Source organism: Croceitalea sp. MTPC5, from assembly GCF_036985505.1.
Taxonomy (GTDB): Bacteria; Bacteroidota; Bacteroidia; order Flavobacteriales; family Flavobacteriaceae; genus Croceitalea.
The window spans coordinates 149,888-176,217 of the sequence record NZ_BTGQ01000003.1 but is presented as its reverse complement, the minus strand read 5'-3'; the positions used below and the strand labels follow the sequence as shown (position 1 = coordinate 176,217).

27 protein-coding genes are annotated in these 26,330 nt (G+C 41.1%); 12 read left to right on the top strand and 15 right to left on the bottom strand.

Translation table 11 applies throughout. The annotated features are described in order from the left end of the window. Nucleotides 1–9 precede the first annotated feature (9 nt). A complete protein-coding gene (locus AACM45_RS10765; protein WP_339142605.1) occupies nucleotides 10–906 on the bottom strand; it encodes a hypothetical protein in 897 nt (298 codons plus the stop codon). Nucleotides 907–931: 25 nt separating this feature from the next. On the opposite strand from AACM45_RS10765, the gene AACM45_RS10760 reads away from it, so the two are divergent. Both AACM45_RS10760 and AACM45_RS10755 read left to right on the top strand, forming a co-directional pair. Further along, nucleotides 932–1,648, top strand: a complete 717-nt coding sequence (locus tag AACM45_RS10760) for a ComF family protein (protein WP_339142604.1) — start codon at nucleotides 932–934, stop codon at nucleotides 1,646–1,648. 53 nt (nucleotides 1,649–1,701) lie between these two features. Further along, on the top strand, nucleotides 1,702–3,321 hold the full coding sequence (locus tag AACM45_RS10755; RefSeq protein WP_339142603.1) for an Ig-like domain-containing protein: 1,620 nt from the start codon (nucleotides 1,702–1,704) through the stop codon (nucleotides 3,319–3,321). Here the strand turns inward: AACM45_RS10755 and AACM45_RS10750 are convergent. The 3 genes from AACM45_RS10750 to AACM45_RS10740 form a co-directional block, all read right to left on the bottom strand. Beyond that, the gene (locus tag AACM45_RS10750; protein WP_339142602.1) at nucleotides 3,308–4,081 is read right to left on the bottom strand and encodes an amidohydrolase; all 774 of its coding nucleotides are present in this window, start codon (nucleotides 4,079–4,081) and stop codon (nucleotides 3,308–3,310) included. The two genes, AACM45_RS10755 and AACM45_RS10750, sit on opposite strands and share 14 nt — an antisense overlap. A 223-nt stretch (nucleotides 4,082–4,304) precedes the next feature. Then, on the bottom strand, nucleotides 4,305–4,928 hold the full coding sequence (locus AACM45_RS10745; protein ID WP_339142601.1) for an NUDIX hydrolase: 624 nt from the start codon (nucleotides 4,926–4,928) through the stop codon (nucleotides 4,305–4,307). A 7-nt stretch (nucleotides 4,929–4,935) separates the two neighbouring features. Further along, nucleotides 4,936–5,415 (bottom strand): ankyrin repeat domain-containing protein, encoded by a 480-nt coding sequence (locus AACM45_RS10740; RefSeq protein ID WP_339142600.1) that lies wholly within the window; start codon nucleotides 5,413–5,415, stop codon nucleotides 4,936–4,938. Between the two features lie 266 nt (nucleotides 5,416–5,681). On the opposite strand from AACM45_RS10740, the gene AACM45_RS10735 reads away from it, so the two are divergent. Beyond that, nucleotides 5,682–6,059, top strand: coding sequence for a SnoaL-like domain-containing protein (locus tag AACM45_RS10735; protein ID WP_339142599.1), 378 nt, complete (start codon nucleotides 5,682–5,684; stop codon nucleotides 6,057–6,059). Between the two features lie 53 nt (nucleotides 6,060–6,112). On the opposite strand, the gene AACM45_RS10730 is transcribed toward AACM45_RS10735, so the two are convergent. The 3 genes from AACM45_RS10730 to AACM45_RS10720 are packed head-to-tail and all read right to left on the bottom strand — an operon-like array spanning nucleotide 6,113 to nucleotide 9,465. Next, nucleotides 6,113–7,474, bottom strand: a complete 1,362-nt coding sequence (locus AACM45_RS10730) for a DUF5689 domain-containing protein (protein WP_339142598.1) — start codon at nucleotides 7,472–7,474, stop codon at nucleotides 6,113–6,115. 41 nt (nucleotides 7,475–7,515) lie between these two features. After that, nucleotides 7,516–8,478 (bottom strand): YheT family hydrolase, encoded by a 963-nt coding sequence (locus tag AACM45_RS10725; protein WP_339142597.1) that lies wholly within the window; start codon nucleotides 8,476–8,478, stop codon nucleotides 7,516–7,518. A 9-nt stretch (nucleotides 8,479–8,487) separates the two neighbouring features. Continuing rightward, nucleotides 8,488–9,465: an NAD(P)H-dependent flavin oxidoreductase gene (locus AACM45_RS10720; RefSeq protein ID WP_339142596.1), complete on the bottom strand. Its 978-nt coding sequence runs from the start codon at nucleotides 9,463–9,465 to the stop codon at nucleotides 8,488–8,490. 195 nt (nucleotides 9,466–9,660) lie between these two features. On the opposite strand from AACM45_RS10720, the gene AACM45_RS10715 reads away from it, so the two are divergent. Next, entirely contained in the window at nucleotides 9,661–10,137 is a 477-nt protein-coding gene (locus tag AACM45_RS10715; RefSeq protein WP_339142595.1) for an acyl-CoA thioesterase, read from the top strand. 26 nt (nucleotides 10,138–10,163) lie between these two features. On the opposite strand, the gene AACM45_RS10710 is transcribed toward AACM45_RS10715, so the two are convergent. The 6 genes from AACM45_RS10710 to AACM45_RS10685 all read right to left on the bottom strand — a co-directional run bounded on the left by AACM45_RS10710 (nucleotide 10,164) and on the right by AACM45_RS10685 (nucleotide 14,032). Then, complete coding sequence (locus AACM45_RS10710; RefSeq protein ID WP_339142593.1) at nucleotides 10,164–10,871, bottom strand: DUF6090 family protein; 708 nt, start codon at nucleotides 10,869–10,871, stop codon at nucleotides 10,164–10,166. Between the two features lie 107 nt (nucleotides 10,872–10,978). Beyond that, nucleotides 10,979–11,872, bottom strand: a complete 894-nt coding sequence (locus AACM45_RS10705; protein WP_339142592.1) for a DMT family transporter — start codon at nucleotides 11,870–11,872, stop codon at nucleotides 10,979–10,981. Continuing rightward, entirely contained in the window at nucleotides 11,872–12,222 is a 351-nt protein-coding gene (locus tag AACM45_RS10700; RefSeq protein ID WP_339142590.1) for an arsenate reductase family protein, read from the bottom strand. The genes AACM45_RS10705 and AACM45_RS10700 overlap by 1 nt, the downstream gene beginning before the upstream one ends. 25 nt (nucleotides 12,223–12,247) lie before the next feature. Further along, nucleotides 12,248–12,850, bottom strand: coding sequence for a short chain dehydrogenase (locus AACM45_RS10695; RefSeq protein WP_339142589.1), 603 nt, complete (start codon nucleotides 12,848–12,850; stop codon nucleotides 12,248–12,250). Between the two features lie 12 nt (nucleotides 12,851–12,862). Continuing rightward, complete coding sequence (locus AACM45_RS10690; RefSeq protein WP_339142587.1) at nucleotides 12,863–13,555, bottom strand: aspartate/glutamate racemase family protein; 693 nt, start codon at nucleotides 13,553–13,555, stop codon at nucleotides 12,863–12,865. Between the two features lie 174 nt (nucleotides 13,556–13,729). Next, entirely contained in the window at nucleotides 13,730–14,032 is a 303-nt protein-coding gene (locus tag AACM45_RS10685; protein WP_339142586.1) for an ArsR/SmtB family transcription factor, read from the bottom strand. Nucleotides 14,033–14,099: 67 nt separating this feature from the next. On the opposite strand from AACM45_RS10685, the gene AACM45_RS10680 reads away from it, so the two are divergent. Beyond that, nucleotides 14,100–14,561, top strand: a complete 462-nt coding sequence (locus tag AACM45_RS10680) for a DinB family protein (protein WP_339142584.1) — start codon at nucleotides 14,100–14,102, stop codon at nucleotides 14,559–14,561. Here AACM45_RS10680 and AACM45_RS10675 read toward each other — a convergent pair. Beyond that, the gene (locus AACM45_RS10675; RefSeq protein ID WP_339142582.1) at nucleotides 14,551–15,300 is read right to left on the bottom strand and encodes a DUF3298 and DUF4163 domain-containing protein; all 750 of its coding nucleotides are present in this window, start codon (nucleotides 15,298–15,300) and stop codon (nucleotides 14,551–14,553) included. The two genes, AACM45_RS10680 and AACM45_RS10675, sit on opposite strands and share 11 nt — an antisense overlap. A gap of 83 nt (nucleotides 15,301–15,383) precedes the next feature. Between AACM45_RS10675 and AACM45_RS10670 the strand changes: the two genes are divergently transcribed. The 4 genes from AACM45_RS10670 (at nucleotide 15,384) to AACM45_RS10655 (ending at nucleotide 21,250) form a co-directional block, all read left to right on the top strand. Then, entirely contained in the window at nucleotides 15,384–16,538 is a 1,155-nt protein-coding gene (locus tag AACM45_RS10670) for a cystathionine gamma-synthase (protein ID WP_339142580.1), read from the top strand. A 131-nt stretch (nucleotides 16,539–16,669) separates the two neighbouring features. Next, nucleotides 16,670–18,013 carry an NADP-specific glutamate dehydrogenase gene (gdhA, locus tag AACM45_RS10665; RefSeq protein WP_339142578.1) on the top strand — a complete coding sequence of 448 codons (1,344 nt, stop codon included), beginning with the start codon at nucleotides 16,670–16,672 and terminating at the stop codon, nucleotides 18,011–18,013. Nucleotides 18,014–18,114: 101 nt separating this feature from the next. After that, entirely contained in the window at nucleotides 18,115–18,834 is a 720-nt protein-coding gene (gene recO, locus AACM45_RS10660) for a DNA repair protein RecO (protein ID WP_339142577.1), read from the top strand. After that, nucleotides 18,818–21,250: a TonB-dependent receptor gene (locus AACM45_RS10655; RefSeq protein WP_445227727.1), complete on the top strand. Its 2,433-nt coding sequence runs from the start codon at nucleotides 18,818–18,820 to the stop codon at nucleotides 21,248–21,250. The genes recO and AACM45_RS10655 overlap by 17 nt, the downstream gene beginning before the upstream one ends. 55 nt (nucleotides 21,251–21,305) lie before the next feature. On the opposite strand, the gene AACM45_RS10650 is transcribed toward AACM45_RS10655, so the two are convergent. After that, nucleotides 21,306–21,695 carry a hypothetical protein gene (locus AACM45_RS10650; protein WP_339142575.1) on the bottom strand — a complete coding sequence of 130 codons (390 nt, stop codon included), beginning with the start codon at nucleotides 21,693–21,695 and terminating at the stop codon, nucleotides 21,306–21,308. 168 nt (nucleotides 21,696–21,863) lie between these two features. On the opposite strand from AACM45_RS10650, the gene ileS reads away from it, so the two are divergent. The 3 genes from ileS (at nucleotide 21,864) to AACM45_RS10635 (ending at nucleotide 26,305) form a co-directional block, all read left to right on the top strand. Then, the gene (ileS, locus tag AACM45_RS10645; RefSeq protein ID WP_339142574.1) at nucleotides 21,864–25,265 is read left to right on the top strand and encodes an isoleucine--tRNA ligase; all 3,402 of its coding nucleotides are present in this window, start codon (nucleotides 21,864–21,866) and stop codon (nucleotides 25,263–25,265) included. Nucleotides 25,266–25,268: 3 nt separating this feature from the next. Then, nucleotides 25,269–25,652 carry a TraR/DksA family transcriptional regulator gene (locus AACM45_RS10640; RefSeq protein WP_339142573.1) on the top strand — a complete coding sequence of 128 codons (384 nt, stop codon included), beginning with the start codon at nucleotides 25,269–25,271 and terminating at the stop codon, nucleotides 25,650–25,652. 92 nt (nucleotides 25,653–25,744) lie between these two features. Continuing rightward, the gene (locus tag AACM45_RS10635; protein WP_339142571.1) at nucleotides 25,745–26,305 is read left to right on the top strand and encodes a DUF4097 family beta strand repeat-containing protein; all 561 of its coding nucleotides are present in this window, start codon (nucleotides 25,745–25,747) and stop codon (nucleotides 26,303–26,305) included. The last annotated feature ends 25 nt before the right edge of the window (nucleotides 26,306–26,330 follow it).

The following is a 26,330-nucleotide window of genomic DNA, read 5'->3' as shown; positions in this document are numbered from 1 at the left end:
GAGTGAAGTTTATTTTAACTGAAATTCGGTTGAGGACAGTAGTCGTTCGTCTTCAAAAACATTTAGGGTGTATATCCCTTCGGTTAACGAGCCTTCTGGTACGGTTATCGCATCGCAAACACTTAATTCTTTGCCCAAATAGACCACCTCGACCCGTTTACTATAGGTATTACCACTAACGGCAACGACATTGGCGTTGTCTTCAATAACCTTCATATCAGGATTCAAAAACTGAAGATAGATGACCTTTACATCACCTTCTTCATTCGGGTTACCTAAAATAGTGACGCAACCCCTTAGTTTTTCAATGGTCGAAGCCTTATTGGTTTTTAACGGTCTACCCGCCCGTAATCGAAAACCACTACCCTCGGCACCTTCCATTTTGAGATAGCTTTTGACCTTTAGTTCACGGGCCAGCTCTTTGGTTTTTTGTCGTGCCAACGCTTCGGCTTGTTGCAAAGAACTGGTTTTACCCCTTAATTCGTCAATTTCACGACGGGTACGTTCGTACCGCTCGGTCAACACCCCGTTGTTATAGCGTAAAAAGTTGTTCTTTAATTTCAGGCTGTCATACCTCGCTTCCAACACCCGAAGTGCCTTCTGGTTTTCTCGAAGTTTCGTGATATTAAAATTGAGTTGGCCAACGGAGTCCAATAGGTTTTGTATCTGATCTTGAGAAGATCGCAGATCGATTTCATTGATTTCGTTTTCACCTGATAAACGATCTACCTCCGCCTTCATCAAGGTCATTTCTTTGACCAGAAGTTTTTTTTCATCCTCAAGATAACTCAACTCATTCCGTGATTGGGCATAACTGTAATAAAAAGCTATGAGCATAGCAATTATCACCGCTACCAATGCCGCTAGAATTATTTTATAGTTGAAAGTGGTATCTTGAGATTCCATTTAAGCTAAATAGGTAGGTCTAGGTATGTTTGGTTATAGGGTTTCAAAGATAATAAACGATATTAACTCAATACTATTGCCGCACTGTTGTTTTGGATGTAATGCACCATTAATCAGTGGAGAACACCTACTTTGTACCGTTTGTCGACACGATTTGCCGATTACCGATTACAATTTTGGCCAAGAGAACGAAATTGACCGTGTTTTCTATGGCCGCGCCCACATCGTCAAAGCAAATTCCTTCCTTTTTTTCTCAAAAACCGGCATCGTAAAAAACCTTTTGCACCACTTGAAATACAAAAACCAAGAAATCGTTGGGGATTTTATTGGTAACTGGTATGGGGAAACCATAGTTGCCAATGGGTATCTGAACCATATCGATATTGTGGTACCCGTTCCATTACATCCCAAAAAATTAAAGAAAAGAGGATACAATCAGGTCGACGCCTTTGCAAGGCAACTTGCCAAACACCTGCAGGCAGAATTTAAGGCCAATGCCCTATTAAAAACGGCGAACACGAAAACACAGACCAAGAAAACAAGGTTGAACCGATGGCAAAACAAAAAAAATCTTTATGAGGTCGATAATGGCAAATCGCTGACCCATAAAAAAGTGCTTTTGGTAGACGATATTATCACTACGGGTGCAACAATCGAAGCCTGCTGTAATGCATTGAATAGGGTTGATGGAATAGAAATCTACGTGGCCACAATGGCCTTTGTACCCAAACTAATGAATTAACTTTAAAGGTTTTTGAATATGTTGTTTCTTTGTTTAGAATCTACTACGGACTTATGGCATTGTTAAAAAAGCTTTTATGCTTCTTATTTCTGTTGCTTTTCATTTTTGCCTTCTGGCAATGTGCTAGAAGGGGAAATCCCTCTGGTGGACCAAAAGATGTTACACCACCGGTACTGCTTCGAACAGATCCCGAAAACCTCAGCATTAATTTCGATAGTAAGAGTATCCGGCTTTATTTCGATGAATACATTAAACTTCAAGATGTTCAGAACCAATTGATCATTTCGCCCCCATTAAAATATACCCCAGAGATAAAACCGTTGGGCGGCGCCAGTAAATTTATCGAGATCACTTTTAAGGATACCCTTCGTGAGAACACCACATACACCATAAATTTCGGACAAAGCATCGTAGACCATAACGAGGGTAATCCGAACAGCTTTCTGAGCTACGTTTTTTCAACGGGGGATTATATTGATTCATTGTCCCTATCGGGTGCCGTCAAAGATGCTTTCAATAGAAATGCGGACACTTTTGTGAGCGTAATGCTTTATGAGATAGATAGTGCTTACAATGATTCGACCATTTACAAGTACCCCCCTAACTACATTGCCAATACCTCAGATAGTTTGCCCTTGTTCACGTTGAACAATCTAAAGGCAGGAAAGTATATTTTAACGGGCATTACGGATAAAGGAAAAAACAACGTGTTTGACCAACGATCCGATAAAATTGGATTTTTGACCGACACCATCACCCTACCCACCGATTCGGTCTACCTTTTGAACCTTTTTATGGAAGAGCCCGATTATAGTATTTCAGTACCCAGTTACGTCGCAAAGAATAGGATTCTTTTTGGGTATAATGGTGATGAAAATGACTTCAATATCGAAACGTTGACCCAACTGCCCGATTCCGTTAAGACCCTAATCAATAAAGATCGTGAACGGGACACTATTAACTATTGGTTGACACCGACAGATATTGATTCCATTATGTTCACGGTTACCAATGATACCTTGAAACTGGTCGATACCTTTACGGTCAAAACCAGAAAACTTCCATTGGACACCCTTCGTTTAGACGCCCCCAAGCGAGGTAAGATAGGTTTCAATGATAAATTTGAAATTCTGGCCACGACCCCATTGGTACAACTTGATACGGCACAAATCGGGATTTTGGATAAAGATTCCCTTCAAATGCCTTTCAGCGTATCGCTGGACACCGTAAAAAATAAAGTGGATTTCGATTTTGAAATCATTGATAATCAAGACTATCACATTTCACTCTTGCCCGGTGCCATACAAGATTTTTTCGGGGAACAAAATGACACCCTTCAGTACAAGCTGAGTACTGGTAGCTATGCCGATTATGGGGACTTGACATTGAACTTGGAAGGAAAGGTGAAATATCCGCTCATTGTGGAATTAATTTCAGAGAAAGGTGAAAAAATACGTGAAATCTATGCTACGGAGCCAACAGTTTTTGAATTCAATCATTTAGAGCCAAAACGGTACGGTTTCCGCATTATTTTCGATGAAAATGGAAATGGAAAATGGGATCCTGGCAGCTACTTGAAAAAACGACAACCAGAGGTCGTAAAATATTACCCTGACTTGATTGATGTTAGGGCATTTTCCATTTACAATGAAACATTTATTATAACAAATTAAACGAATCTTGATCCTCTAAAAATTTGAGCTTGTTTCGGTAAGTTTTAATATGCGTCTTGGATAAGGTAGCGTACAAGACTTCTTCCTTTGTAGAAAAAACCAATTTTTCACCCAAAACATCGTAAACTGCAGAATGGCCAACATATTCATGACCTGAAGGATCCAATCCTATTCGGTTTACCCCGATACAATACGCCATATTCTCGATTGCCCTTGCCTTAAGTAAGGCATCCCAAGCATTGACCCTGGGTTTGGGCCAATTGGCCACGTATACTAAAACATCATAGTTTTCGACGTTTCTGGCCCAAACCGGAAATCGCAGGTCGTAACAAATAAGGGGGCAAATCTTAAACCCTTTAAAGTCAAGAATCAATTTATGGTCCCCTGCCCGATATACCTCATGTTCGCCGGCCAAGGTAAAGGTGTGGCGTTTGTCATACGTTTCATAATTTCCATCAGGATACACAAAGAACAACCGATTGTAATACCTATCCGTTTCATGAAAGATCATACTGCCCGTAATTGCAATTTGCTTTCGTTGTGCCCAGGATCTCATCCATTGTAATGTTTTGGGCGCTTGGGCTTTATCAATGTTTTCAGGATGCATGGTAAATGCGGTTGAGAACATCTCTGGCAATATAACCAAATCCACACCTTCTTGAATTTCTTGGATTTTGGTATCGAATAATTTTCGGTTACCCTCGGGGTTTTCCCAAAGCAAGTGGGATTGCACTAGTGCTATGTGTAAATTATCGCTCATGATGTTGTCATTTGAAAATGGAAAATACCTTTTCTGCCATGATTTTATTAAAATCCCCATTGTACCCTAAGGGGTCTATTCGGGGCAATTGATAAACGCTCATTTTTCGGTTTGGGTTTCAACTGTCTACCAGGCTGGTAAAAGGGTGCTCAACCTGACATTTCCTTACCGAAACATTTTGACTGATTACGGACTTTCCGAATATTTATGACCAACGTATTTCTCAGTCAACATAAACCTCGTTCTTACCCTCTTCTACCAATTGATACAAATGGTGCAACTGGCTCTTTAAAATGCGATCTTCAGAAAGTTCTGGCAAATCGTCCAGAGAAAAATAGGCCGCACCTTTCATGTCAAAGCCCGGTTGTAATTCACCTCCCGTGGCTTTACAGAAAAACATCAATTTATAGATGTAATAGGGCTCGGCGGGGTGTTCATGTCGCTGTTTATCGTAAATAGCCAACAAGCGGATTACCTCAACATCGATTCCCGTTTCTTCCTTGATTTCTTTAATGACCACTTCTTTTGGCGTAATGCCAATATCGGCCCAACCCCCAGGTATCGTCCATTTATTATCCACACTCTCTTTTGCCATCAATATTTGATGCTGCCCATTCAGTACAAATCCCCTTACATCGACCTTAGGGGTAGGATAATCCGTTTGTGGTAAAAAGAAACTGTTGAGTTTGGCTACGGGCTCGTCAGTGACATGGGCCATTAGCTTTAGGCCGATTTCCCTTAATTCCCCATAACGTTCCAAATCGTAGGGACTTTCGGCGTAGACCAGCCCTGTATCGGCGATTGCCTTTATTCTTTTGACCAGTTCAAGCAGTTGTTTTGGTTGCATAAAACCTTCAATTGGTTTTCTGTAATAAAGTCATCATTTCTGAAGCCTCTTGCATTTTGGCATGATCCAAGGCCGTATGGCCCCGGGCATCCTTAATGGAGGTATCCGCACCATGTTCCAAAAGCAGTTTGGCAATTTCAATTCTATTGAATGTGGCCGCATAGATTAAACAGGTTCCCCCCATAGCATTGCTAACATTCACATTGGCACCTGCTTTAATCAAGCTTTTGGCAATTTCAGTGTATCCCTTAAAACACACACCCATAAGTGCCGTATTGCCAGAGCTATCTTTCGTATCGATTGTTGCCCCATTATCCATCAAGTGGTCCGCGATGTGTTCATGCCCGTAGTAGGTAGCCAAAATCAATGGGGTAGAACCACGTTCGTCAGTAACATTGTTCAGATGGGGGTACTTTTTGAGCAATTGCCGCACCTTTTCAAGATCACCTGTTCGTATGGCGTTAAAAAAAGATTCCTTGTTCGTCATAATCGTATTAGAGCTTTTGAAGGTATAAAAAAACGTTCATTTTTCCTTACCAAAAAATAGGGCTTCCCTATTGTAAACCGAGTAGGTGATGAAAGTATATAATAAGGTGTTTTCGCCAATTTTCCACCATTCGGTCGGTTTAAAGTGGTTTTTGGGAAATAACGACAAGTTAACGGGAAATACCTGTAAACTTTTACAGGTTAACCCACAGTACTTTTGAACCAAAGAAAATCAAACAATTATTCACACAATAAAAACAACTTATCATGGAAGTATTGGAAAATCAAGAACAGACTATTTTAAACAACGCAAACGACGTATTGGAATTATTGGCTAAAGGTCAATTTTTAGAAGCGATGGATGGATACCTAGCAGACGACGTACAACTTATTGAAGGTAATGCCGCACCAAAAGTGGGCAAAGCCTTCAACATTGAAAAAGAAAAAGAGCTATTGGCCACGGTTACCGCTTTTCACGGCTATGAGTTGAAAAACGGTCCTGCGGTAAAAGGCAACACCTCTTTCTACGAAGCGGTCATGAAATTTGACACCAATGATGGCCAAAGCCATACTTTCGAACAGGTAGTGCGAACTACTTGGAACGATGAGGGAAAAATCATCGAAGAAAGATATTATCACGTATAAATTCACATCTTTAAGCAGCAAGAAGGGAACATCTGTTCAGATGTTCCCTTTTTTTAGTTTCGCTCTTTTGGGGAGAAATCCTCAGGCGCGTTTTGGGGTTGGTTTATGGTACCTGCATCACCTGAATCGTTAAAAATGATCCATTCAGAAAAGGTATAGTTCGCATTTGCTTGTATAATGGTGCTGTTTCGCACCGCCCTACCATCTTCAAATTCATGGTTGGTACCCGTACCATCTTCACCAATGACCCCGAAAGTATCGATCACTACACCGAATGGGTCCACCAATTCTAAATTGTCATCCCCGTTTGAGTCTGCAGGGCTATTGGTACCCACTGCTAAATCTGGTGCAAAGCCGTAGACAATTTCAAATTCATCCGCATTTGGTGAAATTACCAAAGTTGACCCCGCATCCATAGTGTTGCCGGTGAGATCTAGGGTTGAACTTACTGTGGTATTGGCATTGGTATACCTTCTTATAGACCATCCGTTTAAATCCAATGCCGTTTCAGAAGCGTTGAATAGCTCTACAAAACGTGCCCCGGAATTGTTGTTGGGATCGGCCAATTCGGAAAAGAAAATCTGTTCTGATGTAAATTCAGTGACAACCTCAACACATCGTTCATTAGAAAAATCAATATCCGTCAATTCGCGTATCGCCAAAAAGAAATCTTCATTTTCACGAAGTAATACACCCGTTATACTTCCATTTCCGTTAGGAAGCAACTCTTGCTGAAAATTAGAGAAACCGCTGTTCAATAAGATAAGTTCGTTATCAAAACAATCGACCAAGGTGCGCTGGGTCTCCTCACGTTCGATTGCAAAAGGCAAGGTACGTTCTTCATCAATGATTTCAAGGTTTTCAAAACGTACAAGCGTATTGGTGAGGTTAGGCTCTAGACTGGTTATGGAAACGTTGGTTGGTATTATAGCTTCCACAGTATCGCAAGCCAGAAAAATATGCTCTGGTATTTTTGATGCCGGTAATCGACCTACGGAAACCGTTCCAAAACCTGCAAAGGTTCCGCCCAATTTAAAAACGGCTTTACTTTGGCCTAAATAAAGGCCTTTGAGCCTTATCAAAACTTTACTGCCCGGTTCAAATAGCAAATACGACTGTCTGATATCGAGCTCTATCTGAAAGCCTTGGGTAGGATTGTCAACTTCATCTTGAAAATGTAGGACACTAAAAAAATTTCCTGCCCTATCAGAAGAGACCACGTAACCCTCAATGACCAAATCATCTTGAATTTGAAGCAATTCACCTTGGTAAAGTGCCTTAACCTCGGCAAAAGTGGCATTTGCCTGTAGATTTTCGACACAACTTTCTTGAGGCACGTCAAACTCACTTGAGTTTACACATGATACACAAAAGCAAATAATTGCCGATAAGGTCAAGTAAAATCTACGTAACATGGTTTGTCGATGGTATCTTGTAAATGTAAGAAATGTATTTACTACTGCGTAAGTGAGTTAAAAAACTCGACCGCACGTTCTTCTGCATAGCTGCTCGTTGCACCCCAAAATCCAACATGCCCCCCAAAATCCGGGGTTTCCAAATAAATGGCATCATTGGTCCTTGCAGCTTCATAAGGGTAGCATTCTACCCCCAAGAATGAATCATTTTTTGCATTCAAGATTAAACTTGGTGTCTCGATATCTAGCAAAAATTGGTTGCTACTACATTTGTCATAATAATCAAACGCGTCTATAAAGCCATGGGCACGACTGGTATAAATGTCATCAAAATCTTTTAGCGTTGCGATTGATTCTATTTCGGCTACTGAAATACGATTGGGGAATAGCTGTTGCTTTTGCCGCAACTTGGCCAATAAGTGTTTTTTGAACCTTGCCGAGTATAACACGTTTTTGGAGTTCAACAATTCATCACAGGCACTTTTTAAACTACATGGAACCGATACGCCTACCGCGGCCTTTAGTTGTTTGGGAACTTGATTTCCCTCCCCCAAATACTTTAAAACCAGATTGCCGCCCAAGCTAAAACCCATCAAATAGATTTCTTGGTACTCTTCGGAATTTAAAATATGGTGGATAACTTCAATCAAATCTTCAGTGGCTCCAGAATGGTACGAACGATATAGCGTATTGGGTTCTCCACTACAACTCCTAAAATTGACCGCACAAGCATCATAGCCATGTTGATTGAATTTTTTGGCACTGCCCACGATGTAGTGCCGTTGCGCATCACCCTCTAGGCCATGCAACAGCACAACGAGTTTCGAAGTGGGTGCATTGCTTTTACTCCAGTCCAAATCAAGAAAATCGCCGTCTGATAGGTTCACCCGTTCGCGGTGTTGGACCAGACCTTTTACTTTTCTGAATACCCCAGCGTAAATGGTTGCAAAATGTCCGTTTCTAAAAGGAAAAGGTGGTCTATAATTTGAAGGAACCAACGGCATTTACAGCGACTAATCTTTTGGAAACCGCTCTAAAAGCTTGGTTTGTTCTTCAATTGCCGCTTTAAACCCAACTTTCAACTGTCGGACCAATGCTGCCACTGGAAGCGTCTTTTCAATGGTAGTAACCCCTTGACCGGCCGACCAGATGGTTTTCCACGCCTTTGCTTCCGTATCCAGTTCTTTTCCAAAGTCGATTTTGGTATTCTTTTTAAGATCTTCTTCAGTAAGTCCCGCGGCTTTTAGGCTCGCTGCCAAAAAATTGGCATGAACACCAGAGATAGCCGCTGTATAGGTAACATCGCTAGCGCCCGCTGCAATGATCATATCTTTATATTCTTGCGGGGCCTTACTTTCCTCCGCATTGATAAAACGCGTACCCATATAGGCCAGGTCGGCACCCATCTGCATCGCGGATGCAATATCGCGACCCATCGAAATACATCCTGATAAGATCACCGTTTTGTCAAAGAATTTTTTCACTTCGGCCACAAGACTCATGGGATTGATGGTACCTGCATGGCCCCCAGCGCCCGCAGCAACCAGAATGAGACCGTCAACGCCAGCACCTGCAGCTTTCTCGGCATGTCTTTTTTTAATCACATCGTGAAAGACCAGACCACCATAACTATGTACTGCATCGATTACCTGTGATACTGCGCCCAATGATGTAATCACCAAGGGCACCCTGTGTTTAACGCAGAGTTTTACATCGGCTTCCAACCTCGGATTGGTGGGGTGTACAATTAGGTTCACCCCGAAAGGAGCCGCTTTTTTGCCGGTTTCATCTTCCCATTTTTGGAGCTCGGTCTTAATTTCGAGCAGCCATTCTTCGAAACCTTCGCTAGTACGTTGGTTCAATGCCGGAAAAGTGCCAACAATACCGTTCTTACAACATTCTATGACCAGTTTTGGACCAGAAATTAAAAACATGGGGGCAGCGATAGCGGGCAAAGAGAGGGAATCGATAAAAGGTGCTTTTTGGCTCATCGTAATAAATTAAATTGGTGATAAAATCGCCTTTTTCTGGTAGGCGTTCTTCAAATCTATGTTATTTTTGGCAACTCTTATGCGTGCATAGGAAAAGAATTCAGTGTTCAAGAAAACTGGTTGAGTAAAACAGGGTGTATAGACTACTTCGTAGTTCACCCTATAAATAAGCTATTCGTTAAAATATAGAAGGATATGTTTTTAAAAGAATTCGATATTCGTTGGAGTGATCTCGATGCCAATAGACACTTGGCAAATTCTGCCTACATCAACTTTATGAGCCATACCCGAATGGCCTATCTAGGGCAAATGGGGTTTAACCAAAAAACAATGGCGCAATACAATATCGGCCCTGTAGTATTTTATGAACATATGTATTACTTCAAAGAGGTTTTTCCAGGAAAACCGGTTCAGGTATCATTGGGGTTCAAGGGAATGAGCGAAGATGGCATGTTATTCGAATTTCAACATGATTTTTATGATGCCCAAGGGGTAAATTTCGCCCGTTGTGAAATGATGGGCGGATGGATGGATTTAGAAGCACGCAAACTTACCGCTTTGCCGAAAGACTTTTTAGACGCTTTTGACCATATGGAAAAAACCGATGATTTTAAGATTTTGACCAAGGCAGATACACGGAAATTTGTGCGAAAACCTGAAAATTTGGTTTAAATCCCGTTTTTGTTGAATTAATATAGTTATTCCAATTCCTTCTTAATGGCAGCTATATTCGAATCAGCTTCTTCGATTAAGGAACTTAAGTTGTAAATTGATGTTTTTGAGGTCATTTCTTGCCATAAGTGGTAAGCTTCCAGCTGCAAGATTATCCGTGAATAATTTTCAGCGATTTTTAATTGTTCCATTAGTTCTGGCTGCTTTTGAATTCTAGCTAGCAACGACGGATTCGCACCATTGGAAGTGGCATTATTTAACATTTTAATCATTTCCTTACTATTTAGGGTATTGGCATCGATTAAATTATTTTGGTTTCCAAGATAGGTGGTTAGGCTGGTATTAATGTTTTGAGGAAGAATACCTATATCTCCGGTGTTTATAAGTGTTTTAATTGTGTTAGTTTCAAATATAACGGGCTGGGAGGAATATTGAAGGCTCCCTAAATTTTCAATAGTCTTTTGGGTATTTAGTTGACGGTTATTAAAGGTCTCTTTGTATTTCTCGTATTGCTTCAAAACCGCTTCAAAGGCGATAATTAAATTCTTTGCATATACTTTATCAGTATTTAAATCAGCTATCAGTTGATGATAATAATTCTCCCTTTCGTCGTTCAATTTTCGACGTTCGTTCCAATTGTTTATTTGCAGCGCGATCAAAATTCCAATGACCAATAGCATTATTTCCCCCGAAGCATAAATTAAATATTTACGCAACTTGTTTTTGGCAAGCATTTTTTGTCTAAACCTCTTAAAAAAACTTGTCATTTCTAAGTGATAATTTAAATTGACCCTCTTTTTACAAGTAGTACTAAAGTACTCAGAAAAACCCTTGAATTTCTTTAAGGCTTTGCCTTGACCTTTTTACTTGCCAAGTACACCCCGACCAATACTAGCACGGTTGCCCCAATTTTAACTATGGTAAGTGCATCTTTACCCGTTAGCAATGCGAAAACGATACCGAATAATGGCTGTACATAAATAAATGCCCCTATGGTTGAAGCCTTGAGCTCGGTCATGGCAAAAATGTTAAAGAGATAGGTACAGAACGTGGTTCCAATGACCACAAAAGCAACTACCCCATAGGCCCACAAAGGCATGGTCGTCCATTCAATCATCAAAAAATCGTTAAAAGTAATGGGGAAGTTGATAACGACCGCAATGGTAAATAGCCATTTCATCAAGGTAAACGGATGGTATTTACCTACTAATTTTTTAGCCACGATCAGATAAGAGCCATAAGCCGTTGCATTCAAAATAAATAAGGCATTGCCAAAGGGAATGTTCGGGGCATCTTGCCGCAGTTCCGCACCAAACAACACCAAGGATACCGCCCCGATAAAGCCTAAAGCGATACCTAATCCTTTATTCAGGGTAATGCGCTCTTTTAAAAAGAACGCTGACAACACCACTACGATTATAGGGCTAATGGTGACCAATACCGCACTGTTGATAGGCGTTGATAATTCTAAGCCTTTAAAAAAAGAAAGCATATTGATGACCATGCCCAAAAGGGCCGCCAAAACCAGTCTACCCCAATCTTTTCCCTCGATTTTTTCTTTTGGTCCTAAAAAGGATATTCCCCAAAACAGCAGGGCGGCACCAACTACCCTGACAAAAATAAACCCAAAAGGGGTAATGTAGGTAGGCATCACCCCTTTGGCAATGGTGTGATTGATGCCATATATGGTAGTGGCCGCTATTGCGGCCAACAAGGCCAAGGTACGTTTGCTCATTAATGCAATGCTGCTTTAGCCCCCTCGACCTGTTTTTTGGCGTTGCCAATAAAGATCTGATCATCTACGACTACTACCGGACGTTTTAAAAAGGTATAATGTTCTAAAATTAGGTTTTTATAGTCGTCTTCGCCCAATTCTTGGTTGTTCAAGCCGCGTTGGCGAAAAAGCATCGCCCGTCTACTAAAGAGTGATTCATAGCTATCGGTCAATGCCCGCATGGCTTCCAATTCCTCAGGGGTAACCCCTTTTGATTTGATTTCTCGAAGTTCTATCCCGTCCAAAGGTTCGAGTTCTTTCAAGATTTTTTGACAGGTCTTACAGGTTTCCAAATGGAATATTTTTTTCATGTTCTGTAAATTAGTTGTGTATATTTTACTCGTAAATCCTAATTATTTTTCCCTTGTCCCTACCCAATACGCTTCGCTCATAGCCTTTGACTACTTTTTTCATTGAGACCGGATTGTGCCCTGTAAAATAGTCTTTATACTTTTCATAAGCCGCTTCCACCATTCCCGCAGAAACCACATTAATCCGGCATGTATTTCCAATCTCAAGCACCACGGCTTTTACAAAGCTATGAATTGCACCGTTCACCATGGCAGCACTTGCAGTTTTAATTACGGGGTCATCTGCCAAGATTCCTGTGGTCAGGGTAATGGAACCATTAGCACTCAAATAGTGTTGCCCGATACGGACCAGGTTTACCTGACCCATCAGTTTGCTCTTAAAACCAATGTAATAATCTTCTTCTGAAAGCCTGTCGAAGCTTTCCCATTTTGCCTCACCAGCGGCACAAATGATGGCATCGACTTTTCCTATTTTATCAAATAAGGCCTGTATAGACTTACTATTGGCAATATCGACACGTATGTCCCCTTTTGTTCTGCCTGCTACGAGCACTTTATGGTCTTGTTCAAAATGATCTGCCAGTGATTTGCCAATGGTTCCGTAACCCCCGATTATCAAGATTTTCATACTAGGCCATTTTTAGTTTAGGGCAAAATCCAATGCCATTTTTGAATGTAACAAGGTAGTATCGAACGTTGGAATTTCAACCGCATCATCCGGAATCAATATCGGAAGCTCCGTACAACCCAAGATAACACCTTGAGCGCCTTCAGCCTCAAGTTCACCGATGATTTCGAGACACTTTGTTTTGGCCATTTCGGTGAATTTTCCTTTCACCAGTTCATTATAAATAATGTCTTGCAGCGATTTTCTATCCTCCAATTTAGGAAGCAACACCTCTAAACCATACTTCTCGTTTAAGATTTTGGTGTAGAAATCCTTTTCCATGGTAAATTGGGTTCCTAAAAGGGCTACTTTTTGTACCCCCTCTTCTTGTATCGCCCTACCTGCGGCTTCAGCGATGTGTAAAAATGGAATCGAAATTGCTTGCTCTATTTTATCACTGACCAAATGAATCGTATTAGTGCATAAAACAACCACATCCGCTCCCGCTTTTTCCAATTTGGCAGCTTCGGTCGCCATAAGCATTCCAATGGCATTCCAATTGCCTTCAAACGAATATTGTTCAATTTCAGAGAAATCGACAGAGCTCATTATGATTTTTGCTGAATGCGAGCCCCCCAATTCTCGTTGTACCAACCTATTCAAATATTCATAATATACTTTTGAGGATTCCCAACTCATACCTCCTATTAATCCTATGGTTTTCATTTTTTCCTATTTTGTTTTTGACATTTCTTCGGCACCCACAATCCTTTGCCTTAAAAGCCAATTCAAAAAAACCCTCAAAGGATTTTTATTATTTGGCCTGGCCTGTGCTTCATGGCAAAAAGTAGTTGTATTCATTTTTAGATTTCGCTATTTATAGATATGTTAGACAAAAAATTAGAGCTGTTCCTTTAATTCCTTCAAATAAGCCTGTATCACTTCTTCATTTCTTTTATAGTAGGTCCATTTACCATGTCTGGTAGGAATCACCAATTTTGCATTCTGCATCGAATTCAAATAGGTGGAAATCGTTGATTGTGATAACCCCGCTTTATCTTGAATAAAACCAACGCACACCCCATCATCAAAATGATCGATATCTTGATGGGGAGGAAAATTCTCCTCCGGATTTTTCAACCATTTCAAAATAGCTACCCGTGTTTGGTTTGATAGAATCTTACTTATTTCGACTATATTCACGTTACAAATATATAATATATTTACATATCTAGAAAATTAGATATGTTTTAATCCTAAATTCTTTTTCTTGGAAAATTTGTTCCCCATCATTGCACAAAACCGTAAAGCACTGCAACACTTTCTAGCACAAAAAACCAAAGACGAATTACATAAAATTCCAAAAGGGTTCAATAACAATATCTGGTGGAATATTGCCCACATTGTGGTTACGGAACAAAAATTGGTCTATGGCTTGAGTGGTCTTGCCCTCAACATTCCACAAGAATTGGTCGAGAAATACCAAAAAGGGACTTCACCAAAGGGCGAACCGAGTGACAAAGAACTAAAAACGATCGCTGAAATGCTCACATCCCTCCCTCAAAAAACAAGGTTGGATTATGAAGCCGGTAAATTCAATTCGTTTAAAAATTACATGACCTCCGCAAAGGTAGAACTGCGAACCGTGGAAGATGCCATTGCCTTCAATACCTTTCATGAGGGATTGCATTTAGGCACCATTATGGCATTGGCCAAAGCAATTACGGTTTAACCCGATAGGATTCTTTCAAAAAAGGGTTCGCTTCTGTAAATGATATCGTAACCACTAAGGGACCATCGGCATATGATGCTGCCTCATATTGATTGTAGTGCAATTCGATTCCTTCAGCAGTAAATCCGAAGTTTTCCGGCAAATGGAACGTATCATTATCGAACATGAATCCGGTAGCATTGATATTGACATCAGTGGCAACTTCATACGCCTCCCTAAATTTTGATTCAGCCAATTGTTGAAATCCGTCTAAATTCCCGAACAGCTCACCGGGTTCGATTTCCAGACCTTTTTTTCTATCAAAGCTCAAAAAAATCTTGTAGAAATAACCATGTGCCCCTCCAGTATAGGTGTAGTTTTCAAGGGCTATGGTTACCAAATCACTATTTTCAAAAGTAATGGCGCCCGAAACCTTAGCTTCCCATGGTTCCGCTACACCACCAAACTCGGCCAACATTTTTTGGTAGCTTCCATCGAAAGAGGCCATTGCTCCTTCAACCGATGTTACCTCGAGCGTTTCATCAAACTTTAGGGCATATATGATTTCTTCATCAATGACCGAGTTAATGGTTCTTGAGATTTTAAGATCATCAAGCGCGTAGGGCACCTCAATACGTATAACGGCACAGGTGCTGCAATCGCGACCTTTTAAACTGCTTTGCTCGTATGTAAGTTTTGTATCCGTTTTACAACCAAAGAGCAAAATTGATAGTAAGGGCACTAGTTTAAGTATTTTCATGGGCACCTAAAATAAAGGCCAAAAATAAGCTTTCATTGATTACTCAAAAACTTAACGATACCTTTGAAACATAATTTGACATCATGAGTAAAAAAGATTTAAAATTCAATAGCAAGACAATACACGGTGGTCAGCAACCAGATGCCGCCTATGGCGCCGTAATGCCTCCCATTTATCAAACCTCAACCTATGCGCAGAGTACCCCAGGAGGCCATCAGGGATTTGAATATTCGCGAAGTGCCAACCCTACACGTACCGCCCTTGAAAATTCATTGGCGAGCATCGAAAATGGAACTTATGGTCTTGCATTTGCCAGTGGACTTGCGGCCATAGATGCCGTTATAAAGCTGTTAAGCCCCGGTGACGAAGTTGTTTCAACCAATGATCTGTACGGCGGCAGTTACCGTTTGTTCAAGCAAGTATTTGAAAAATTCGGAATTAAATTTCATTTTATCGGAATGCAATCCATTGCCGACATTGAGGCAAAAATCAACTCCAACACTAAATTGATTTGGGTGGAGACACCGACCAACCCAATGATGAACGTGATTGATATTAAAGCGGTTTCGGCCTTGTCTAAAAAACATAATTTGCTGCTAGCGGTCGATAACACCTTTGCCACGCCGTATTTGCAACGCCCGTTGGATTTGGGAGCAGATATCGTCATGCATTCCGCAACAAAATATCTTGGTGGCCATAGTGATGTTGTTGTCGGTGCCTTGGTTGTCAAGGATAAGGAGTTGGCCGATAAACTTTATTTTATTCAAAACGCCAGCGGCGCTGTTTGCGGACCAATGGATAGTTTTTTGACACTTCGTGGAATCAAGACCTTGCATGTTCGTATGCAACGACATTCTGAAAATGGCAAACAGGTCGCAGCATATTTGGCCAATCACCCTAAAATCGGAAAAGTATATTGGCCAGGTTTCGAAAATCATCCAAATCATGAGATTGCAAAAGCGCAAATGGATGATTTTGGTGGAATGATTTCCTTCGTGCCCAATGGCAGTAGTTATGATGATGCCATTAAAATAGTAGAGCGATTACAAGTATTCACCTTGGCGGAATCATTGGGTGGCGTAGAAAGTTTAGCAGGTCATCCTGCAAGTATGACCCATGCCAGTATTCCAAAAGAAGAAAGGGAAAAAAGCGGGGTTGTTGATGCTTTGATTCGGTTGAGCGTGGGCATTGAGGATGCTGATGACTTGGTTGCCGATTTGGAGCAGGCAATCGGATAAATCTTTTTTTAAATATTTCTAAAAAATAGGGTCTGCAATTGTACAAATAGCATAATTTTGCCGTTATATTCCTAATTCAATAAAATAGGTCTTTTTATAGGTTAAAAGATTAACAAATTAGCAATCCGTTTATGGAAGAAAAAATCAAAGCATTCATGGATGAGGTCACGGCCAGAAATGGTCATGAGCCTGAATTTATCCAAGCTGTACAAGAAGTCGCCGAAACTGTGATCCCGTACATTGCGAAGCATGAAATTTACAACGGCAAGAATATCTTACTGCGCATGGTCGAACCTGAACGTTTGCTTTCGTTCAGGGTAGCATGGGTTGACGATGAGGGGGAAATTCACGTAAACCGTGGTTACCGTATTCAAATGAATTCCGCTATTGGTCCATATAAGGGTGGTCTTCGTTTTCATCCTACGGTGAATGCTAGCGTACTAAAATTCTTGGCCTTTGAACAAGTCTTCAAAAATAGTTTGACCACGTTACCTATGGGTGGCGGTAAAGGGGGATCCGATTTTGACCCCAAAGGAAAATCAGATGACGAGGTAATGCGTTTTTGCCATGCCTTTATGACCGAGCTATGTCGTCATATTGGGCCAAACACCGATGTGCCGGCTGGTGATATTGGCGTGGGTGCCCGCGAAATAGGCTTCCTTTTCGGTATGTATAAGAAATTGAGGAATGAGTTTACCGGGGTATTGACGGGTAAAGGGCTATCATGGGGTGGCTCAAAAATAAGACCTGAGGCAACTGGTTACGGAACCGTCTATTTTGCCCAAAGCATGTTGGAAACCAAAAGTGATGGTTTCAACGGAAAAACCGTGGTGATTTCGGGTTCAGGTAATGTCGCGCAGTATGCAGCGGAAAAGGTCATCGCCTTAGGTGGCAAAGTAGTTACACTATCTGATTCTGGCGGATATATCTATGATAAGGATGGTATCGACAGCGATAAACTGGCCTTTGTCATGGATTTAAAGAACAATCGACGCGGTAGGATCTCTGAATATACGGCCCAATATCCTTCGGCCGAATACCATAAAGGGAAAACCCCCTGGGATATTCAATGCGATGTGGCCCTGCCATGTGCAACGCAAAATGAGTTGGACGGCAATGATGCAAAAACCTTGATCAAAAATGGATGTATCTGTGTCGCAGAAGGTGCGAACATGCCCTCTACCCCTGAAGCTATCCATGCCTTTCACGATGCAAAAATCCTTTTTGCCCCTGGCAAGGCTTCGAATGCAGGTGGTGTAGCTACCTCTGGTTTAGAAATGTCCCAAAATTCATTGCGGATCAGTTGGACCCGCGAAGAAGTTGATGAAAGACTTCAAGGAATCATGAAGGATATTCACGACTCTTGTATCGAATACGGTAAAGAGGGGAATGGTTACTGCAACTATGTAAAGGGCGCCAACATTGCCGGTTTTGTTAAAGTAGCCGATGCGATGCTAGCCCAAGGGGTCATCTGAACATAGTTTTCAATAGCACCCTAAGCAGTGAACGGTTTTAAGTTTAGTCTAAAGAAGACTACTTTTACCGTTCACTGTTTTTTTTAAGCGTTTACGAAAACATGCAGGTCACCACCAAAGCCATTGTGCTATCTTCTCTTAAATATGGGGACACCAGCCTTATTGTTAAGGCACTTACTGCCTCTGACGGCATAAAATCGTATTTGCTAAAGGGGGTATTGGCCTCAAAAAAAGGAAAACTAAAAGCGGCCTATTTTTTTCCCTTGATGCAATTGGAAATTACCGCGGTCCATAAAAACAAAGGGACCTTGGAAAATATTCGAGAGGCAAAGGTCATTCATCCCTATACAACATTACATACCAATATCATTAAGAACAGTCTTGTACTGTTTATAGCGGAAATGTTGGGCAATAGTATTCAAGAACAACAGCAAGACGAACAGCTCTATCATTATATCGAAGGTGCCCTCAGTTGGTTGGACAAGAACAACCAAATTACCAATTTTCATTTGCTCTTCTTACTGAACTTGACCAAACACCTGGGTTTCTATCCGGATGAAAATCATACTTCAAAAGACTATTTCGATTTGCTTGAGGGAGAGTTTGTGGCACGACCTAACCTGAACCCCCTAATTACCAATGAAAATATTTCACCCTTTAAAGCGCTATTGGGCATAAATTTTGATACACTATCATCGATAAGAATCGCGAAGGCCGACCGAGAATCACTGTTGAAATCTGTAATTCTGTATTTTGAATTACATTTGCACGGATTCAGAAAACCCAAGTCCTTGGCAGTTTTAAATGCAGTGTTTGATTAGTATGCGCAATGTAGTAATCCTATTCTTTTTTTTGTGCTTTTCCTATTTTGCATACACGCAACAGGTTATTGTTTTGGATATTGATTCAGGCAGTCCCATTGTGAATGTAGCGATATTCAATGCAGACAAATCAAAAACCTCGGTAACTGATTTCGACGGCCGCTTCGATATTTCAATTTTCAGACCGAACGAGCGCTTAAGCATCAAGCACATTAGCTATGAAACCTTCAAGACCACGAAGGCACAACTGGCTAGAAAGGGTAATACCGTTTATTTGAGTTTAAAACCCTCTGAACTGGATGAGGTGGTCTTATCGGTATCAAAATGGGAACAGCAGCGCAAAGACATTCCACAAAAGATAGCTACCATAGATGCGAAAAGCATTGTGTTCACCAATCCGCAGACCTCAGCAGACCTACTTCAAAACAGCGGTAAGGTTTTCGTTCAAAAAAGTCAATTGGGCGGTGGTAGCCCTTTAATCCGGGGGTTTTCAACAAATAGATTGTTACTATCCGTTGATGGTGTTCGTATGAACAACGCCATATTTAGGGGCGGTAATGTTCAAAATATCATATCCATCGATCCTTTTACCATTAAAAATACCGAAGTGATCTTTGGCCCCGGATCGGTAATCTACGGCAGTGATGCCATAGGTGGCGTTATGAACTTCTTTACAAAGACCCCTAGGTTTTCGTATACCGACAGCCTCACCATTTCCGGCAATACGAGTTACCGTTTCGCGTCTGCAAATACCGAAAATACGATTCATGCCGATGTCAATGTGGGGCATACCACATGGGCCTCATTTACCAGTTTTACCTATAATAGTTTTGATGACTTAAGAATGGGCGAACATGGTCGTGACTCTTACCTAAGGGATAACTTTGTAGTTCGTGAAAATGGTCAAGATGTGCTTGTTACGAACGAAAACCCCAAGCTACAGGTAGGTTCGGGTTATGACCAAGTGAATTTTTTACAAAAAGTAAGATATCGCCCTAATGCCAATTGGAACTATGATTTAGGACTTTACTACTCTGAAACCTCTGACTATGGAAGGTATGACCGATTGATACGCCCGAATAATGCTGGTGATGGCCTGCGGTCGGCCGAATGGTTCTATGGCCCCCAAAAATGGTTTATGGGCAACCTACAGGTAACTAAACAGGGAAAAGGAAAATTTTATGATGCCGTAAAATTGACCACGGCCTATCAATTTTTCGAAGAAAGTAGAAACACACGGAATTTTCAAAATACCATTCGCAATACGACTACCGAAACAGTAGATGCACTCTCTTTAAATCTTGATTTTGAAAATAAAAAAATTGGGGATCTACAGTTGTACTATGGTGCGGAGTATGTTTTCAATAAAGTGGGTTCCATTGGTCAAAACCGCAATATTGAGACCAATGAAGTGACGGGGGCCGTATCACGGCACCCTGATGATTCTACTTGGCAGACTTTTGCAGGCTACGTCAATGGAAGTTACCAGCTTAAGCCAAATTTGACCCTACTTTCTGGAATGCGGTATAGTCAAGTTTGGGTCGATGCACAGTTCGATAACACATTTTTCCCGTTCCCTTTCGATGAGGCCGATTTGATTACTGGGGCTTTGACGGGTAGCTTGGGTATGAGTTGGTTCCCCAAAGCTGATTTACAGCTGACCTTGAATGGTTCCACTGGTTTTAGGGCCCCGAATATTGATGATATCGGAAAGGTTTTTGATTCAGAGCCCGGCTCGGTCGTAGTGCCAAATCCGGAGTTAGATCCCGAATATGCCTATAATATTGATTTCGGAATCCAAAAAAACTTCAATGACAAACTCGTCTTAAAAGGGGCCACTTTTTATACCTATCTGGTAGATGCCCTCGTACGTAGGGATTTTTTGTTTGATGGACAATCTGAAATTGAATTCAATGGGGAACTAAGCAATGTACAGGCTATTCAGAATGCCGCTAAAGCTTATGTCTACGGATTTGAGTTCGGGGTAGAGGCGTTTATGACCGAGAACATCTTATTTCTCGGTAATCTAACCATTACGGAAGGGACGGAAGAAGATGACAATGGGGTTGATTCCGCCGCCCGTCACGTGGCACCAACATTTGCCGATGCACATCTTATTTGGAAGAATCAAAAATTTAAAGCCGATTTCTTTTTGAACTATAACGGTGAAATCCCATTTGATGATTTGGCACTTTCTGAACGAAGTAAAGAATTTATCTATGCCAGTGACGAAAACGGAAATCCCTTTTCCCCTTCATGGTACACTTTAAACTTTAGATCGCAATACCATATTTCAAATGCATTAAGAACCAATTTCAGTCTAGAGAACATTACCGATCAGCGGTATCGAACCTACTCTTCAGGTATTGCCGCACCCGGAATCAATTTGATTTTGGGTTTAGGGTATTCATTTTAAAAAAAAAGCCCCGATCATTGAAGACCAGGGCTTATGATTTTAATACGAATATCGGTTAATGATCATCGGTGGCTTCCTCTACCTCTTTTGCTGCTTTGTTTGCAGCATCTTTAACCTCTTCACCTGCTTTGTTTACCGCATTTTTGGCATCCTCACCCATTTTTTCGGCTCCTGTTTTGATATTTTCACCTGCCTTTTTGATACTATCCATGGCTTTCTCGCCAGCCTCTTTCATATCCTCGCCGGCTTCCTTTGCCTTATCCATGGCTTCCGCCCCGGCCTTTTTTAGATCATCACCAGCTTCTTTAAGATTTTCACCTGCCTCATCAAGGGCATTTTCGGTTGCTTCAGCGGCATCTTCAGCCTTTTTTGTGGCTTCTTTACAAGAAACCAATACTGATGTTGTCATTGTCAAGGCCAAAAAAGCCAATACTACTTTTTTCATTTTTAAGGTTTTAAGTGTTTATAATCGCTATAGCTACGTTAAAAAATAGGTTTTAGACGTATCTCATGAATAGTAAGACACCTCTAAAGTGTTTTAGGTCACTGAATACCATTAAATTCCATCTAAATTTTTATTTTTGCAAACTTGTAAATCCAGAAGGAAAGCTTTATGAAGTTTGCAGAATATAAAGGATTGGACCTACCGAAGATTGCCGATGAAATCTTGGCCTATTGGAAGGAAAACAACATCTTCGAAAAGAGCGTGGACACCCGCGAAGGCAAGCCGAATTATGTCTTTTACGAAGGTCCCCCATCTGCAAATGGTATGCCGGGTATCCATCATGTGATGGCACGTACCATAAAGGATATTTTCCCCAGGTATAAAACCATGAAAGGTTTTCAGGTAAATCGAAAAGCAGGTTGGGACACCCATGGCCTGCCCATCGAGCTTGGTGTGGAGAAAGCGTTGGGCATTACCAAAGAAGATATTGGTACGAAAATAAGTGTTGAAGCATATAATGCCGCCTGTAAAAAAGCGGTCATGCGTTATACCGATGTCTGGAACGATATGACCGAAAAAGTGGGGTATTGGGTCGATATGGAAGATCCCTACATCACGTTCAAACCTAAATACATGGAATCGGTTTGGTGGCTTTTAAAACAAATCCATAATAAAGGGCTTATCTATAAAGGGTATACCATTCAACCCTACTCCCCTAAAGCGGGTACCGGATTAAGCTCACATGAACTGAACCAACCCGGAACCTATCAAGATGTAACCGATACCACCGTAACAGCGCAGTTTAAAGCTAAAAAAGAAACGTTGCCAGATGCCCTAAAGGGTATTGAGGGAGACTTATGTTTTTTAGCCTGGACGACCACACCCTGGACCTTACCTTCGAATACGGCATTGACAGTCGGCCCCAAGATTGATTATGTGCTGGTAAAGACCTTTAACCAATATACCTTTGAGCCCATCAACGTCGTCTTGGCAAAAGCCTTGGTCTCAAAACAATTTTCAGGGAAATATTTTGAAGCTGAAAGCCAAGAAGATTTTACGAACTTCAAAGAAGGGGATAAGAAGATTCCTTACAAGGTAATTACCCAAGCCAAAGGTTCCGATTTGGTGGGAATTCGATACGAGCAATTAATCGACTATGTTCAACCCTATCAAAACGCCGAAAACGCATTTCGCGTAATCGCCGGTGATTTTGTGACCACTGAAGATGGTACCGGTATTGTTCACACTGCCCCGACTTTTGGGGCCGATGATGCCCTCGTTGCAAAACAGGCGAAACCCGAAGTACCACCGATGTTGGTTTTAGATGAAAACGACAACCCCGTTCCCCTGGTGGATTTACAGGGTAGGTTCAGACCAGAACTAAAAGAGTTTGGTGGCAAGTATGTCAAAAACGAATATTATGATGATGGCGATGCCCCAGAGCGTTCCATTGATGTAGAATTGGCGATTAAACTAAAAGAAGAAAATAAGGCATTTAAGGTTGAGAAATACCTGCACAGTTATCCGAACTGTTGGCGTACCGATAAGCCTATTCTATACTATCCATTGGATTCGTGGTTTATTAAAGTCACTGACATTAAAGACCGCATGTTCGAACTAAACGAAACCATTAATTGGAAACCGAAATCCACTGGGGAAGGGCGTTTTGGCAACTGGTTGGCCAATGCCAATGATTGGAACCTTTCCCGTTCTCGTTACTGGGGTATTCCGCTTCCCATATGGCGTACCGAAGATGGCTCAGAAGAAATTATGATCGGCTCTGTGGAAGAGCTGAAAAAAGAAATGGCAAAAGCGGTTTCCGCAGGAATACTTGAGAAGGATATTTTCGAAGATTTCGTGGTGGGTGATATGAGCGAGGCCAACTATGACAAAATCGACCTGCATAAAAATATTGTAGACCAGATTACATTGGTGTCGGCATCAGGCAAACCCATGAAGCGGGAATCCGACCTCATCGATGTTTGGTTTGATAGTGGGTCCATGCCTTATGCACAATGGCATTATCCCTTTGAAAACAAAAACTTCATAGACAATAACGAAACGTTTCCGGCTGATTTTATCGCAGAGGGTGTTGATCAAACGAGAGGCTGGTTCTATACCCTGCATGCCATTGGTACCATGGTCTTTGATTCGGTAGCCTATCAAAATGTGGTTTCAAACGGTCTTGTATTGGACAAAGAGGGCAAGAAAATGTCAAAACGTTTGGGTAACGCGGTAGACCCTTTTGTTACACTGCCAGAGCATGGGGCAGACGCCATAAGGTGGTACATGATCTCAAATGCCAACCCATGGGACAATCTGAAGTTTGACCTAGATGGTGTCATTGAGGTAAAGCGTAAGTTTTTTGGCACCTTGTACAATACCTATTCGTTCTTTTCATTGTACGCGAACATCGATGGCTTTTCATATGCCGAGGCTACCATCAAAATAGATGAAAGACCCGAACTTGACCAATGGATACTATCTGAGCTCCATAGCGTTATTAGAAGGGTTGATGAAGCTTATAATGATTACGAGCCCACAAAAGCGGCAAGGCTTATTGCTGATTTTGTTCAAGAAAACCTCAGCAATTGGTATGTGAGATTAAGTAGAAGGCGCTTTTGGAAAGGAGACTATCAGCACGATAAAATTGCCGCTTACCAAACCTTGTTCACCTGTTTACAGACGGTCGCAAAGCTAGCCGCACCAATTGCGCCATTTTTTATGGACAGGCTTTATAAAGATCTTGATGCGGTAACCAAAAAAGAAGGTTTTGAAAGTGTTCATTTGGCTGAATTCCCAAGGTTTGATCAAACCATGGTAGATGACGGCCTCGAGCGCAAAATGCAAACCGCGCAAAAAATTTCCTCGTTGGTACTTTCCATTAGACAAAAGGAAAAAATCAAGGTCCGCCAGCCCTTACACAAAATAATGATTCCGGTGCTAAACCAAGGGCAACGTAACGAGATTGAGGCAGTAACCGATTTAATCAGATCAGAGGTAAACGTTAAAACCATAGAACTAATGGATGACGCCTCAGAAATCCTTGTCAAACAAATCAAGCCTAATTTTAAGGTTCTAGGCCCAAAATTTGGCAAAGAGATGAAGCTGGTCGCCAATGCAATCAATACTTTGGAACAAGGTGATATCCAAAAAATCGAGCAAGAAGGCGAATTATCGGTGCAATTAGAAAATAAAAGTATTATTTTACAGTTGTCAGATGTAGAAATCACCTCGCAGGATATCGAGGGGTGGTTAGTAGCAAGTTCTGGACCTTTGACCGTTGCATTGGATATTACCATTGACGAGAATCTTAAAAATGAGGGTATCGCCAGGGAACTTGTCAATCGAATTCAAAACCTGCGAAAAGAATCCGGTTTTGAAGTGACCGATAAGATTGACCTCAGTATTCTAAAAGATGGGCATATTGAAAAGGCCATCGCCAAGAATGAACAGTATTTAAAAAGTGAAACGCTAACCGCAGAATTGAAATATGAAGATCATCTAGAAAAGGGTACTGAAGTTGCCTTTGATGACGTGAACACTAAATTGTTTATCCAAAAACATTAAAAAATGGCAGAAGATTTAAAAATTAGATATTCAGACAAAGACCTTGGGGAGTTCAAGACTTTGATTGAAGAAAAAATCGAAAAAGCGCAAAGTCACTTAGAATTATTGAAAAGTGCCTATATGAACGATGGCAATAATGGTACCGATGATACCTCACCTACTTTTAAAGCATTTGAAGAAGGCTCTGAGACCATGAGCAAAGAAGCCAATACCCAATTGGCCATTCGTCAAGAAAAATTTATCCGTGATTTAAAAAACGCCCTTTTACGTATTGAAAACAAGACTTATGGTATATGTCGCGTTACCGGAAAACTTATCAATAAAGAACGCTTGAAACTAGTACCGCATGCCACCTTGAGCATTGAGGCAAAAAATATGCAAAAATAATAAAACGCCTTAGGGCGTTTTTTTTGTAAATGAAGGTTTTCGGTTCTTTTTTGGTCCTTTTCTTTTTCTCAAGTCTCGTATTGGGTCAAAAGGTGGTTCGAAAAATTCTGACAAATCCAGATACACGGTTTATCCAGGTTGATACTAAAAACTGCTATGAAGTAAAATTCCATACTGCTGATAGTCAAGAATTGCGCGTCAAGGCCTCTATTGAAGGTGAATATGCCAAAGATTTAGTAGTTAGGATAGAAGAAGACGGACAAAATGTTTTCGTAAGCACCGATTTTTTGCCCAATTTTATCGCTCCGAATGACAAATTAAGTGCGCACAAGGTAATTTCCATTAGATTGGATATCATCATCCCTGAATATGGTAATGTCACTATTTATGGCACGAATACCCATGTTACGGGTTCTGGAAAGTACCGCAACCTAAAAGTTACTTTGGCCGAGGGTGACTGTATTTTACAAGATGTTTCCAAGACCATCGAAGTCAAGACCCAAAAAGGTAATATTCATGTGATAACCCAAGCAGGAATGATCGATGCCAGAAGTGCTTATGGAATGGTGGAAATAGCGGACCTACCAAAAGGTAATTTTAGTTATTCGCTGAAGTCCATTGAAGGCAATATCGTTGTAAGTAATCCAAAATAATATAGCTACTTTTGCCCAATTCGTA

Excerpts from the sequence above, each read along its gene's own strand:
- AACM45_RS10765 (WP_339142605.1), bottom strand. The coding sequence starts at position 906 with ATGGAATCTCAAGATACCACTTTCAACTATAAAATAATTCTAGCGGCA.
- AACM45_RS10760 (WP_339142604.1), top strand. The coding sequence starts at position 932 with ATGTTTGGTTATAGGGTTTCAAAGATAATAAACGATATTAACTCAATA.
- AACM45_RS10755 (WP_339142603.1), top strand. The coding sequence starts at position 1,702 with ATGGCATTGTTAAAAAAGCTTTTATGCTTCTTATTTCTGTTGCTTTTC.
- AACM45_RS10750 (WP_339142602.1), bottom strand. The coding sequence starts at position 4,081 with ATGAGCGATAATTTACACATAGCACTAGTGCAATCCCACTTGCTTTGG.
- AACM45_RS10745 (WP_339142601.1), bottom strand. The coding sequence starts at position 4,928 with ATGCAACCAAAACAACTGCTTGAACTGGTCAAAAGAATAAAGGCAATC.
- AACM45_RS10740 (WP_339142600.1), bottom strand. The coding sequence starts at position 5,415 with ATGACGAACAAGGAATCTTTTTTTAACGCCATACGAACAGGTGATCTT.
- AACM45_RS10735 (WP_339142599.1), top strand. The coding sequence starts at position 5,682 with ATGGAAGTATTGGAAAATCAAGAACAGACTATTTTAAACAACGCAAAC.
- AACM45_RS10730 (WP_339142598.1), bottom strand. The coding sequence starts at position 7,474 with ATGTTACGTAGATTTTACTTGACCTTATCGGCAATTATTTGCTTTTGT.
- AACM45_RS10725 (WP_339142597.1), bottom strand. The coding sequence starts at position 8,478 with ATGCCGTTGGTTCCTTCAAATTATAGACCACCTTTTCCTTTTAGAAAC.
- AACM45_RS10720 (WP_339142596.1), bottom strand. The coding sequence starts at position 9,465 with ATGAGCCAAAAAGCACCTTTTATCGATTCCCTCTCTTTGCCCGCTATC.
- AACM45_RS10715 (WP_339142595.1), top strand. The coding sequence starts at position 9,661 with ATGTTTTTAAAAGAATTCGATATTCGTTGGAGTGATCTCGATGCCAAT.
- AACM45_RS10710 (WP_339142593.1), bottom strand. The coding sequence starts at position 10,871 with ATGCTTGCCAAAAACAAGTTGCGTAAATATTTAATTTATGCTTCGGGG.
- AACM45_RS10705 (WP_339142592.1), bottom strand. The coding sequence starts at position 11,872 with ATGAGCAAACGTACCTTGGCCTTGTTGGCCGCAATAGCGGCCACTACC.
- AACM45_RS10700 (WP_339142590.1), bottom strand. The coding sequence starts at position 12,222 with ATGAAAAAAATATTCCATTTGGAAACCTGTAAGACCTGTCAAAAAATC.
- AACM45_RS10695 (WP_339142589.1), bottom strand. The coding sequence starts at position 12,850 with ATGAAAATCTTGATAATCGGGGGTTACGGAACCATTGGCAAATCACTG.
- AACM45_RS10690 (WP_339142587.1), bottom strand. The coding sequence starts at position 13,555 with ATGAAAACCATAGGATTAATAGGAGGTATGAGTTGGGAATCCTCAAAA.
- AACM45_RS10675 (WP_339142582.1), bottom strand. The coding sequence starts at position 15,300 with ATGAAAATACTTAAACTAGTGCCCTTACTATCAATTTTGCTCTTTGGT.
- AACM45_RS10670 (WP_339142580.1), top strand. The coding sequence starts at position 15,384 with ATGAGTAAAAAAGATTTAAAATTCAATAGCAAGACAATACACGGTGGT.
- gdhA (WP_339142578.1), top strand. The coding sequence starts at position 16,670 with ATGGAAGAAAAAATCAAAGCATTCATGGATGAGGTCACGGCCAGAAAT.
- recO (WP_339142577.1), top strand. The coding sequence starts at position 18,115 with ATGCAGGTCACCACCAAAGCCATTGTGCTATCTTCTCTTAAATATGGG.
- AACM45_RS10655 (WP_445227727.1), top strand. The coding sequence starts at position 18,818 with ATGCAGTGTTTGATTAGTATGCGCAATGTAGTAATCCTATTCTTTTTT.
- AACM45_RS10650 (WP_339142575.1), bottom strand. The coding sequence starts at position 21,695 with ATGAAAAAAGTAGTATTGGCTTTTTTGGCCTTGACAATGACAACATCA.
- ileS (WP_339142574.1), top strand. The coding sequence starts at position 21,864 with ATGAAGTTTGCAGAATATAAAGGATTGGACCTACCGAAGATTGCCGAT.
- AACM45_RS10640 (WP_339142573.1), top strand. The coding sequence starts at position 25,269 with ATGGCAGAAGATTTAAAAATTAGATATTCAGACAAAGACCTTGGGGAG.